The organism is Acinetobacter sp. H1(2024) (assembly GCF_046557555.1).
In the GTDB taxonomy this organism is placed as follows: domain Bacteria; phylum Pseudomonadota; class Gammaproteobacteria; order Pseudomonadales; family Moraxellaceae; genus Acinetobacter; species Acinetobacter seifertii.
The window spans coordinates 1,144,671-1,156,326 of the sequence record NZ_JBKGFO010000001.1 but is presented as its reverse complement, the minus strand read 5'-3'; the positions used below and the strand labels follow the sequence as shown (position 1 = coordinate 1,156,326).

Below are 11,656 nucleotides of genomic sequence, written 5' to 3'. Positions count from 1 at the left end.
AAAAGCGACTAAGTGATGTGTGATTGATCAGAAACAAGATAAATATTTGGCTTGATTAGACTTGCAGTAAGGGTAAGCATTTATAGTTCCCTAAAACAAGAAAGGCTTATTCTATTTGAATAAGCCTTTTAGGACGTTCAGAGTGATTTATCTAATCTTAAAACTTTATATAAACCAAGCATTAAAACAATCCAGATTGGAATCAAAATTACCGATTCTTTAAAACCTTGAGTCCACATAATGTATAAAATCATGCCGATAAAAACGAGCACGACATAGTTACTTAAAGGTGAAAATAGAGCAGGGAACTTGGCAACTTTGCCTTCAAGTTTCATGGCTTTTTTAAATTTTAAATGGGTAAAGCTAATAATGGCCCAGTTTAAAACTAAAGCTGCAACAGCCATGTACATAAGATGGCTTAAAGCTTCTTCTGGTACAAAATAGTTAAGTAAAACACACCCAAAAATTAGGATAGAAGAGAAGACAACAGCGGCTGTTGGTACGCCTTGTTTGCTTACTTGTCCAAAGACTTTAGGGGCATTGCCTTGTACTGCTAGTCCGTACAACATACGGCTGTTGGCATACATGCCGCTGTTATAAACTGACAGTGCAGCAGTCAAAATAATAAAGTTCAGTAAATGTGCCGCCCATCCAATGCCAAGCTGACTAAAAATCATGACAAATGGGCTTTTATCTAAACCACCCAGGTCCAGTTGGTTCCAAGGAATAAGCGACATAATAATCGCGAGTGAAGCCACGTAAAAAATCAAGATTCGAAAAATAACTTGGTTAATGGCTTGTGGAATACTTTTTTCCGGATTCTCAGCTTCAGCAGCGGTCATTCCGATCAGTTCAATACCGCCAAATGCAAACATTAAAAAGGCGAGCATATAGAACAAACCCGAAAAACCATGCGGGAAAAAGCCGCCATGCTGCCATAGGTTTGAAAAGCTCGCTATAGAGTCGTTGCCTGCCGTCAGCAATAAATATAAGCCAAACACAATCATTGAAATGACCGCGGTAACTTTAATAATGGCTAACCAAAATTCAGATTCGCCATAAAATTTAACGTTGCCTAGGTTTAAGCAAGTGACCAGTACAAAGAAAAATAAAACCGAAACCCACGCAGGTATATGAGGCCACCAATAATGTACATATTTCGCTACGGCGGTAAGCTCAGTCATAGCCACTAAAATGTAGACTACCCAATAGTTCCAGCCCGATAAAAAACCGGGAAACCTTCCCCAATACTTTTGTGCAAAGTAGCTAAAAGAGCCAACCACAGGTTCTTCTACAATCATTTCACCCATTTGTCGCATAATTAAAAATGCAACCAAACCGACAATGGCATAACCTAAAATGATTGAAGGACCAGCAGACTGAATGACTTGTGCAGAGCCTAAAAACAGTCCTGTGCCCACAGCACCACCCATAGCGATTAACTGGATGTGACGATTTTTAAGTCCACGTTTTAATTGGGAAGTTGAGTTACTCAAAATACTATGCGCTGTCTAAAAAAGCTGATGCTATTGTAATAGATTGGCTAGGGATAACCTAATTTGAAAAGGATTTTACTCAGTTAAATAAAAAAGGATCCGCACAAAGCTATACGAATCCTTTTTTAGAAAAATGATGTTTTTATAAATTAGAAAGACACCATTTTGCCTGGGTTAATCATTGCACCGATGCCATACATACTTTTCGCAAGTGGAATAACAACAGGGGCAAGGGTACGGCCAAAAATAATATTTTGATGGTCAATGTTAGATAACATTTCAAAGTCATTCGATTGGCCAACAAAATCATTTGCGATGGCTTTACCAATACGTACTGTCTGTGCTACGCCATGACCGCTCCAGCCGTGAACAGCATAAATCGGGAACTTGTTGCCAAATTTACGGCTATCGACTGCACCATTAACAGTTAAATCAGTGGTTCCACTCCACACAAAATCCATCTCTAGATTTTTAATTTGCGGGAACACCGTATGAATTCGATGCTCTAAATAATTTAAAGTTTTCTCTGGTCCCCAACATGTTCCTGTACCTTGGCCACCAAACAATAAACGGTTGTTAAACACAGGACGGTAGTAATCAATCTGGAACTGAGTGTCATAGACCGGATGTCCAAATGGCAGAAGCTCTTTGGTGTCAAACTCTAAAGGAGCGGTGGTCGCGACATAGGTATAAAATGGAATAGTGGTATTGTTCTGTTCAGATAAAAGTTTAAACGAGGCATGGTGTACTGCCAGAACTACAGATTTTTTAGCTTTTACGACAGCATTTGCTGTGTGAACATAAATACCATCTTCTTTTTCTTCTATTGAAATAACTTCTGTTTGTTCATAAACAGTACCGCCATTTTGGCAAAAGCCATAAATTAAACCACGGTTTAGAGCCAAGGGATGAATTTGTCCACCTAACTCATCAATTAAACCGCCTGTATAGTAGTCTGACTTAATAAAGTCCATGAGTTCATGTTTACCCACAATACGGGTATGGTCTTCACCTAAGTATTTTCTGGCATCGGCACCTTGGGTTAAGCCAACCAAATGTCCTTCATGAACAGCGGCAGTAATATGCCCGTATTTACGGTCAAAGTTGAGTTGGTATTTTTCCGAGATATCATCAATGAGTTGCATGGCTTCCGTAGAAGTAAAATGCCATAGTTTTTTTGCATCTTCATAGCTTAATCGGTCAGCCATTTCTTGAGCTTCCCAGCGTGCTAAACCAGGAGTAAGTTGTCCACCATTTCGCCCAGAAGCTGCACTACCAATGCGGTTTTTTTCTAATAAAACCGTATCTACACCTTGTTCAGCTAAGTGTAGGGCAGTCGATGAACCTAATAAACCACCGCCAATAACCACGACATCACATTCAATGTCAGCATTTAAACTATCAAATGTATGCCAATCAGACAGTGAGCTTTCATAGTAGTTGGCTGGGTTATCTACCGACGCATCATTAACCGTGGCTGTATCAAATTTCGCATGTTTTGGATTTAACCAACTCCACTCTTTGCCCACTTGTAGAGATTTACTTGGTTTGTATTCCACATCTTTTAAAAGCTGAGGTTTAGAAATAATTTTCATAGAGAAGTTCCTTAAAAAATTAATAAGCATTACTAATGGCAATACTTTGTTTTTTAATCGTTTTATAAATGAATAGAAGAATGCCTAAAGCTAACCAGAAGCATCCAAAAATGAGTGAAGAGGAGTCAAGATTGAGCCACAAGCAAATAATGCTAATGACCGATAAAAGCGGTAAAAATAGGTTTAGAAATTTATTTTTAAAACCCAAGCGCTGTTTATCTTTAATATAAAATTTCATAAAAACTGAGAAGTTGACGGCCGTAAAAGCAACGAGCGCACCAAAACTGATCAGGCTTACGACTTGAGCTAAATCTAAAAAAATAGCCGACATTGAAATAAGCCCGACAAATAAAACCGAGAAAAATGGCGTACCTAAAGAGCTATGGATGGTTCCAAAATACTTTTTAGGGAAAATATTGTCGGTGCCCATTATATACAGTAAACGCGAAGCACTGGCATGCGAGGCAAGACCAGAGGCGACTGTGTTCATAATTTGGCCGCATAAAAATATCGACTGAAACAACGCGCCGCCTACATAAAGCACAATTTCAGGAAGTGCTTCTGAAGGGTGGTGAAAACGAACATTGTTTGGAAAATAAAGCTGAATAAACCAAGCGGCTGTGAAGAAAATAAGCCCGCCAGTAAGTGTTGTTAACATGACTGCTCGAGGAATATTTTTAGTGGGTTGTTTGGTTTCATTTGAAAGAGTAGTGACTGCATCAAAACCTAAAAATGAAAAACATAAAACCGAAGCGCCAGCAACGAGCGGTAATAGCGATTGCTGACCGTGCCATAGCGGAGCCAAGGTCAGCACGTGTTCATAACCTTGAGTTGAGCCAATACCACGAACCACTAAGTATACAAAAATGACCATGAGGATAATCGGAGCAAACACAAACACGAGACTTAAGTTGGCAAGTAACCGAATACGGAAACAGTTGACTAAAGTCACAAGGCCCGCCGATACCAGCACCCAAAACCAGTAAGGCATACTCGGAATGAGTGCGGTGAGATAAATTGCAGCCAGTAACACATTAATAAGCGGTAATAACAGATAGTCGAGTAGAGAACACCAGCCAACAAAAAAACCACTTTTAGGCCCTAAACTTTCAGCAGTATAACTATAGGCTGAACCTGATCTTTCTGAATTTTTACTAAACCTCGCATAGCTCCAGGCGGTGAGCAGCATCGCGCCTAAAGCAAGTAAATATGCGAGAGGAACATGACCATTGGTAATTCCGGAAACAATACCGAAAGTATCAAAAACCGTCATGGGGGTCATATAGGCAATACCAATAATCGTGACTTGCCATAGTGATAGTTTTTTTAAGGAAGACGCTTTATTTTCCATGTCTTTTCAACCTCAAATTTCGTTATTTTGCTTTTCATCCAGAAAGGCGATGCTATTTTTAGGCCAAAACTTCCCCTAGACTTGAATAAACAAGTCTGATTGAAGAAAGTTTGAACAGTAGCTAGAGGCTTAAAGTGCTATTTCACCTTGGTGGCACACTAAAGTTAGAATAAAGAGCTATTATTCTTTGCTTTTTTAGATCACAACCAACTGGAAAGACTGACAGGGTCGCGAGAAAAACTGTTGAACAGCTTTTTCTTTAAATAAGGTTCCAGTTCGGATGCTAATGTCATTTGAAGTAATGACCCGAGATGAATCATTCATAATGACTGCCTTTTGCTTGATATTTTTGAGTTTCGGCATAAGTACTTTTTCAAGCGCCGAAACTAAAATATCGGTAGCAATGACACCAATAAACTGATCATGAATCATGACAGGGTGAGCAATGGTGATGGTGTAGGCACCGTTGCAAATATAATCAACGTAAGGGCCATGTATGCACAGGCTTTTATCTTGAGCAGGTTTATGGAACCATTCAAAAGAGCGGAAATCTAAAAAGCGCTGCGCATTTTGGTAGTTTTCAAGTTTCGCTTGGTGTAACTGGTCTTCTTTTTTATACCACCATTCGAGTGTCCAGTAGTCTTGCTCGTCTTGCGTTGCTGGACTATAACTTGCAAAACCAGTTCCTTGACTATAATGGCTCTGATTTAGCGCATTTTTAATTTCCTTCTGCAAAGCAGAGCGTTCTGAAGTTGAAAGTTTAATATCTGCATTTTTTTCAGATGCATGCTTTGACAGAATTTTGCTTGTTTTAGCCGCCAGTGTTTCCGTAATTGTTGTTGTTTCCTCAACAACACTTTTTAATAAACTTTGAAGCTCTTCTATATCTAAATCTAAGTGTTGGGTCATTCCGATAACTCCTAAAATTCCATATTTCTAACTTAATTATTGATAAGCCATCTCATTTATTATTTTTATTCACTCGATAACTTATAGCGAAGCATTTGGTCGGTGAGCATTGAAACTATTTTTCTGGCTTGAATCACAGCTTCATTTTCATTGTTTTCAACAAAAGATGACAAAAGATGATGATATTGCTTTACAACTTCACGGTGAAAATCATCGTCTTGATAAAGCACAGCTATCAGTGGAGCCCATTCAGCCTGAATGGTCAGTTCCTGATTTGCGAGTCTTGCAGATTGAGCAAATGAGGTGAGTGTCAGCAAGCAACGTAAATCAAGCTGTGCGCGTGTGTCTGCTTCAACGGCTTGTTCAAATTGTTCAATCAACTCTTTTATTTTGCCTAGCTCATATTCTGTGGTTCTTTGGGCGGCTAAATATGCACTATGACTTAAAATTGCACTGTGAAACTCGCCTAAATCGGCTAGATACTCATTTGAAGCTTGGCGCAATGGATGTTGGTTTAACAGTAAATCTGAAGGTAGCTCACAAACAAAACTTCCACCATTTCTGCCGCGACGTGTATCAATTAAACCTTTTACACGTAAAGTATTTAAAGCTTCGCGAACGGTAATGGGTGAAACGCCCATTAAGCGTGCTAAGTCTGCTTCATTAGGAAGTTGTTCATTGCTTTTTAGCAAACCAGAGATAATTGCATTTTCCAAGCGTTCTACAACTTGTTCCGAACGAGTTGCTTGAGCAATAGGTGCAAAAATTATCGTATATGCTGACATGGCGAATTCTCTAAAAGCTAAGTCAAAAGACTTAGCTTAATGAAGCGGATAAATAATTATTAAAACACGCCATAACCATGGACAGCCTGTTCATCTTCAGGCACGGCTGGTATTGCATCCCAAAGTTCAACAATTTTGCCATTATCTACACGCCATAATTCAAAATAGGCATGTCGATTTCCGGCAATACTACCTTCGGAATGAGTCAATACAAATTGACCATCAGCAATGGAGCGATGCGTTTTTGAGTATACCAAACCTTGTCCTTCATTACGGATATTGTTCAAAAAATCAATGACGGCTTTAACCCCATCTCCAATATCTGGACTATGTTGAATGAACTGATCGCCGTGGGTGTATTCTTTGAAGGCATCGTAATTTCCATCAATTAATGACTTCTTAAAGAAAGACGTCACAATCTCACGGTTTTTCTCTGGGTCATGGTGAGTGACGATTTCGGTTGGACCATCTAATTGCGTTCTACCGCTTACATTCGGCGCAGCTTCTGCTACAAGCCCATCCCAATGCTCTACAATTTTGCCGTCTTTAACTCGGTAAATATCAAAGCCAACCAAAGGGTTTTCATCTAAGCCCTGAAAGCGCCCATGAATTGCAACCAAGTTACCGTCTGCGAGCACGCGTACAGCTTCGTGTTGCATGTCTGGACAGTCCTCTACCAATTGGCGAAGACCCGAAATACCATTTGCAACGAGTGGTGAGTGCTCTATAAAGTCTTCAGAGAAATAACGGTCTAGAGCAGTGGTGTCATGCAAATTAAATAGCTCGTGATGGGCTTTAGTCACCAAGTCTTTCATTTCTTGCTTATTCATTTTGATCTCCTTTCAAAACGCATTGTTATTATTCGTTTGAACTCATCACATGTTTAACACGGGTATATTCTTCAAAACCGTAACCAGATAAATCTTTGCCATAACCTGATTTTTTGAAGCCGCCGTGTGGCATTTCTGCAGTTAAAGGAATATGGGTATTGATCCAAACTGTACCGAAATCGAGTTCACGTGACAGACGTGTTGCGCGAGCATGATCTTTGGTCCAAACACTTGAAGCTAGGCCATATTCAACATCGTTGGCTTTTTCAATGGCATCATTTTCATCGGTAAATTTTTGAACGGTAATGACTGGTCCAAAAATTTCTTTTTGAATGGCTTCATCGTGTTGTTTTAAACCACTAATAACAGTCGGTTCAAAATAGAAGCCTGGGCGGCCTGCTTGTTTTCCGCCTGTTTCAACTTTTGCGTGAGCAGGTAAGTTGTCGATAAAGGCTTTAACATTTTTCAATTGGTTGGCATTGTTAAGTGGGCCATAAAGTGCGTCTTGATCATCTGGATCGCCAAAACGAGTATTTTTGGCAGCCTCAACGAGTTTAGCTAAAAATTCATCATGAACAGATTCAGCCACAATCACACGTGTTGCCGCAGTACAGTCTTGGCCTGCGTTGAAATAGCCTGTTAAAGCAATCATTTCAACGGCTTTATCAATGTCGGCATCTTCAAAAACCAGTACAGGTGCTTTACCGCCAAGTTCAAGGTGAGCTTTCGCTAAATTTGCTGCGGCAGAAGCGGCAACTTGTAATCCGGCACGCACTGAACCTGTAATAGAAACCAGAGCAGGTGTTTTATGTGATACCACTTTTGAGCCTACCTGTGCTTGGCCTAACACAACGTTAAATGCACCTTTAGGGAAGAATGGTGCAGCAATTTCAGCAAGTAAAAGAGTACTTTCAGGAGTGGTATCACTTGGTTTGAGTACCACTGTGTTACCAGCAGCTAAAGCAGGAGCAATTTTCCAGATTGCCATCATAAGTGGATAGTTCCAAGGAGTGACTTGCCCAACTACACCGATGGGTTCGCGGCGAATAGAAGAGGTTAAACCTTCTAAATATTCACCAGTTGCTGAGCCATCGAGTAAACGGGCAGCACCTGCGAAGAAACGAACTTGATCTGCTGATACACCGACTTCTTCAGATGCAATTAAGTGTTTTAACTGCCCTGTATTACGGCTTTGAGTTTCAATCAAACGGTCAGCATTTGCTTCGATAGCATCTGCCAGCTTCAGTAATGCTTTTTGACGCATTGATGGTGTACTGCGTCCCCAAATTTTAAATGCTTCTTTGGCAGCGGCATACGCTGCATCAACTTCAGCATCGGTTGCATTGGGTGACTGTGCATAAACTTCACCAGTCACTGGACTCACCAAGTCGAAGTAATCATTTGCTTTGCTAGCAACATATTCGCCATTAATAAAGTGTTTTAGTTGAGTTTTAGCCATTTTTCTATACCTTGTCCTTAGGTTTTAACATATAACATATAATACTATATGTATTATGTTTTAATTTTTCTGTCAAATGCCTTGATGAGAGGAGTAAGTGAAAAAAGTGAAAATTTAAATGAAATTAGATTTTAAGTTTTTGATTTGATTATTTAAAAAAAATTAAAAATTTATTGAGAATTTTTAGAATGGACTATGGTTGTGATTTTTTTTAATTTTAATAGTGGATGTTTAAGGAATTTCTTTGTATGAATGGGGGGATGAACCAAACCTTTTGCTTAGCTCATCAATTCTTATTCTTTGAAATTAAAGTGAATAATTAGGTCTTATGACTCGCAAGCAGAATGCTGGTTTCACTGTTATAAATACCTGAAATATTCCTAATTCTCTCTAAAACTTTGTCAAAATTTTCTAAAGTATCAGAGCGTAGCTCGACTAAAATGTCCCATTTACCATTGGTTTTATGCAAGCATTCCACCGCACTTTCTAGGCGTAATTCTTTAATCACAGACTGTGCTTTGGTACCTTCGACCATAATGCTCATCCATGCACGGATAACGTTACGTTCGGCATTGGGTTTAAAACGAACTGTATAGCCAGTAATGATGCCCGAAGACTCAAGATACTCCATTCTCTTTTTAATGGTTGCTCTTGAGACGTGAACTTTTTCGGCTAACTCGGTTACAGACATCCGTGCATTATCTTTGAGTAAACCTAAAATAATTTGATCAATATTGTCCATAATGTCATTGTCAATTATCAAATTGGTAAAAAATAATTCATTTTTTGCTGAATTACAAATTTTGTGAATCAATTTGATTTTGAATAATAGGGGCATTAGCTCACCCGAATAATTCAATTTAATGGACTAGATAAGATGAATAATTTTGCAGTTTCTCGTAGCGACTTTAACGAGTGGATGGTTCCAGTTTTTGCACCGGCAAATTTCATTCCGGTACGTGGTGAAGGTTCACGTATTTGGGATCAAGAAAATAAAGAATATATCGATTTTGCAGGCGGGATTGCAGTAAACGCATTAGGTCATGCGCATCCAGTGGCAGTAAATGCATTAACAGAACAAGCAACAAAACTTTGGCATGTCGGTAATGGTTATACCAATGAACCAGTTCTACGCCTTGCTAAACAACTCACTGAAAATACATTTGCAGACAAAGTATTCTTCTGTAACTCAGGTGCAGAAGCGAATGAAGCAGCATTAAAGCTTGCTCGTAAAGTTGGACTCGACAGCGGTGTTGCGGGTAAAAGCGGCATTGTGGCATTTAATAATGCATTCCACGGCCGTACTTTATTTACCGTTTCAGCAGGTGGTCAGCCAAAATATTCACAAGACTTTGCACCACTTCCAAACGGCATTAGCCATGTTGCTTACAATGATTTAGAAGCTGCAAAAGCGGTGATTAATGAGCAAACATGTGCAGTCATTGTTGAACCGATCCAAGGTGAAGGTGGCGTTATTCCTGCTGACATCGAATTTTTAAAAGGTTTACGTGCACTGTCTGATGAGTTTGGTGCCTTGCTTATTTTTGATGAAGTACAAACTGGTGTAGGCCGTACAGGTTCACTTTATGCTTACATGAACTCAGGTGTTACTCCGGATATTCTTACCACTGCAAAAGCATTAGGCGGTGGTTTCCCAGTTGGTGCAATGTTAACAACTGATAAATTTGCGCCGCATTTTTCAGTGGGTACACATGGTACAACTTATGGTGGTAACCCATTAGCAAGTGCGGTTGCTGGTGCTGTATTTGAGTTTATTAATACGCCAGAAGTGCTTGAAGGCGTAAAAGAGCGTCATGATTACTATAAAAACGCTTTAAATAAATTAAATGAAAAATATGAAGTCTTTAAAACAATTCGTGGAGAAGGCTTACTCCTTGGTTGTGCCTTAAATGACAAGTTCGCTGGTAAAGCAAAAGATATTAATAACCTTGCGGGTGAGGAAGGTTTACTGAGTCTGATTGCTGGATCAAATGTTGTACGTTTTACGCCGTCTTTAATTATTCCATTTGCTGATATTGATGAAGGTTTAAAGCGATTTGAACGTGCACTTGCTCGATTTGTCGAAATTCAAAAGGATGAACAAGCCGCATGATGATTATTCGCTACATTGAACCTAAGGATGTTAATGATCTTTACCTTTTGGCTCAAAAAGCGGGTTTTGGTTTGACATCTTTGCAGCCAAATATGGAAAAGTTGGCTGCACGTATTGAACGCGCCTGTAAAACGGTTGCGGGTGAATTACCAAAAGCAGATCAGGTCTATTTATTTGTTTTAGAAGATACTGAACTGAATAAAGTCGTAGGTGTTTGTGGTATTGAAGTTGCACTGGGTTTAAAAGAGCCTTGGTACAACTTCCATGTGGGTACTCAAGTTCACGCGTCTGAACCTTTAAGTGTTTATAACGCTTTACCGACTTTGTACTTGAGTAATGACCATACCAACTGTAGCGAGCTCTGCACTTTATTTTTAGATCCAGACTACCGTTTAAATAAAAATGGCAAGTTTTTATCTAAAGTACGCTTTTTGTTTTTGTCCGCATTTCGCCAATACTTTGAAGAAACCATTGTGGCTGAAATGCGTGGCTATTCTGATGTAAATGGACAGTCGCCATTTTGGAATGCGGTAGGCCATAAATTTTTTAATATTGAATTTACCAAAGCGGACTATTTAAGTGGAATAGGGCAAAAGGCCTTTATTGCCGAGCTGATGCCGAGACATCCGCTCTATGTCGATATGTTGCCAGACGATGCTAAAGCGGCAATTGGAATGGTTCATCCAAATACGCGACCAGCCTACAATCTTTTGCTAGAAGAAGGGCTCCGCTATAAAGGCTATGTCGATATTTTTGATGGCGGAGCAACATTACAGGCCGATATTGAAAATTTACGTGCCATTAAAAAAAGTCAGATTTTAACTGTAAAGGTTGTAGAGTCTACTCACATAAGTTTAGGCGAAGAACCTTACATTGTTGCCAATGATGATTATGAAAATTATCGGGCAATTGTGGTGTACAGCACACCGTATCAAGATCAAATCCAGCTAAGTTTAGAGCAGGCTAAACAGTTAAATGTTCAAAATGGGGCAGAGGTACGAGCATTGAGTATTAATGTTCAACAGGTTTCAAAATCAAAAGCTGTAAATAGGCTGGAAAATACTCAGTATTTGCAAATGGCGGTTAATTAAGCAGTGAGTTTTTACAACTCACCACAT

The 11,656-nt window shown here is 39.4% G+C and carries 10 protein-coding genes; 2 read left to right on the top strand and 8 right to left on the bottom strand.

Translation table 11 applies throughout. The features are described 5' to 3' along the window. Window positions 1-137: 137 nt before the first annotated feature. The 8 genes from ACLCEG_RS05325 to ACLCEG_RS05290 form a co-directional block, all read right to left on the bottom strand. Window positions 138-1,496 (bottom strand): amino acid permease, encoded by a 1,359-nt coding sequence (locus ACLCEG_RS05325; protein ID WP_191028525.1) that lies wholly within the window; start codon window positions 1,494-1,496, stop codon window positions 138-140. Window positions 1,497-1,645: 149 nt separating this feature from the next. Beyond that, window positions 1,646-3,091: an NAD(P)/FAD-dependent oxidoreductase gene (locus ACLCEG_RS05320; RefSeq protein ID WP_410566431.1), complete on the bottom strand. Its 1,446-nt coding sequence runs from the start codon at window positions 3,089-3,091 to the stop codon at window positions 1,646-1,648. Between the two features lie 19 nt (window positions 3,092-3,110). Beyond that, window positions 3,111-4,442 (bottom strand): APC family permease, encoded by a 1,332-nt coding sequence (locus tag ACLCEG_RS05315; RefSeq protein ID WP_410566428.1) that lies wholly within the window; start codon window positions 4,440-4,442, stop codon window positions 3,111-3,113. Between the two features lie 195 nt (window positions 4,443-4,637). Beyond that, the gene (locus tag ACLCEG_RS05310; RefSeq protein WP_410566425.1) at window positions 4,638-5,351 is read right to left on the bottom strand and encodes a cache domain-containing protein; all 714 of its coding nucleotides are present in this window, start codon (window positions 5,349-5,351) and stop codon (window positions 4,638-4,640) included. A 65-nt stretch (window positions 5,352-5,416) separates the two neighbouring features. Then, window positions 5,417-6,136 (bottom strand): FadR/GntR family transcriptional regulator, encoded by a 720-nt coding sequence (locus tag ACLCEG_RS05305; RefSeq protein WP_240060731.1) that lies wholly within the window; start codon window positions 6,134-6,136, stop codon window positions 5,417-5,419. A 59-nt stretch (window positions 6,137-6,195) separates the two neighbouring features. Further along, window positions 6,196-6,966 (bottom strand): nuclear transport factor 2 family protein, encoded by a 771-nt coding sequence (locus ACLCEG_RS05300; RefSeq protein ID WP_151685984.1) that lies wholly within the window; start codon window positions 6,964-6,966, stop codon window positions 6,196-6,198. Between the two features lie 28 nt (window positions 6,967-6,994). Then, the gene (locus ACLCEG_RS05295; RefSeq protein WP_410566422.1) at window positions 6,995-8,425 is read right to left on the bottom strand and encodes a gamma-aminobutyraldehyde dehydrogenase; all 1,431 of its coding nucleotides are present in this window, start codon (window positions 8,423-8,425) and stop codon (window positions 6,995-6,997) included. Between the two features lie 319 nt (window positions 8,426-8,744). After that, window positions 8,745-9,167 (bottom strand): Lrp/AsnC family transcriptional regulator, encoded by a 423-nt coding sequence (locus ACLCEG_RS05290; protein WP_002001056.1) that lies wholly within the window; start codon window positions 9,165-9,167, stop codon window positions 8,745-8,747. Window positions 9,168-9,302: 135 nt separating this feature from the next. Between ACLCEG_RS05290 and ACLCEG_RS05285 the strand changes: the two genes are divergently transcribed. Both ACLCEG_RS05285 and astA read left to right on the top strand, forming a co-directional pair. Beyond that, on the top strand, window positions 9,303-10,538 hold the full coding sequence (locus ACLCEG_RS05285; protein ID WP_410566419.1) for an aspartate aminotransferase family protein: 1,236 nt from the start codon (window positions 9,303-9,305) through the stop codon (window positions 10,536-10,538). Then, the gene (astA, locus tag ACLCEG_RS05280; RefSeq protein WP_410566416.1) at window positions 10,535-11,629 is read left to right on the top strand and encodes an arginine N-succinyltransferase; all 1,095 of its coding nucleotides are present in this window, start codon (window positions 10,535-10,537) and stop codon (window positions 11,627-11,629) included. The genes ACLCEG_RS05285 and astA overlap by 4 nt, the downstream gene beginning before the upstream one ends. The last annotated feature ends 27 nt before the right edge of the window (window positions 11,630-11,656 follow it).

Coding starts and splice junctions, on each gene's coding strand:
- ACLCEG_RS05285 (WP_410566419.1), top strand. CDS start 9,303: ATGAATAATTTTGCAGTTTCTCGTAGCGACTTTAACGAGTGGATGGTT.
- ACLCEG_RS05290 (WP_002001056.1), bottom strand. CDS start 9,167: ATGGACAATATTGATCAAATTATTTTAGGTTTACTCAAAGATAATGCA.
- ACLCEG_RS05315 (WP_410566428.1), bottom strand. CDS start 4,442: ATGGAAAATAAAGCGTCTTCCTTAAAAAAACTATCACTATGGCAAGTC.
- ACLCEG_RS05310 (WP_410566425.1), bottom strand. CDS start 5,351: ATGACCCAACACTTAGATTTAGATATAGAAGAGCTTCAAAGTTTATTA.
- ACLCEG_RS05300 (WP_151685984.1), bottom strand. CDS start 6,966: ATGAATAAGCAAGAAATGAAAGACTTGGTGACTAAAGCCCATCACGAG.
- ACLCEG_RS05320 (WP_410566431.1), bottom strand. CDS start 3,091: ATGAAAATTATTTCTAAACCTCAGCTTTTAAAAGATGTGGAATACAAA.
- astA (WP_410566416.1), top strand. CDS start 10,535: ATGATGATTATTCGCTACATTGAACCTAAGGATGTTAATGATCTTTAC.
- ACLCEG_RS05295 (WP_410566422.1), bottom strand. CDS start 8,425: ATGGCTAAAACTCAACTAAAACACTTTATTAATGGCGAATATGTTGCT.
- ACLCEG_RS05305 (WP_240060731.1), bottom strand. CDS start 6,136: ATGTCAGCATATACGATAATTTTTGCACCTATTGCTCAAGCAACTCGT.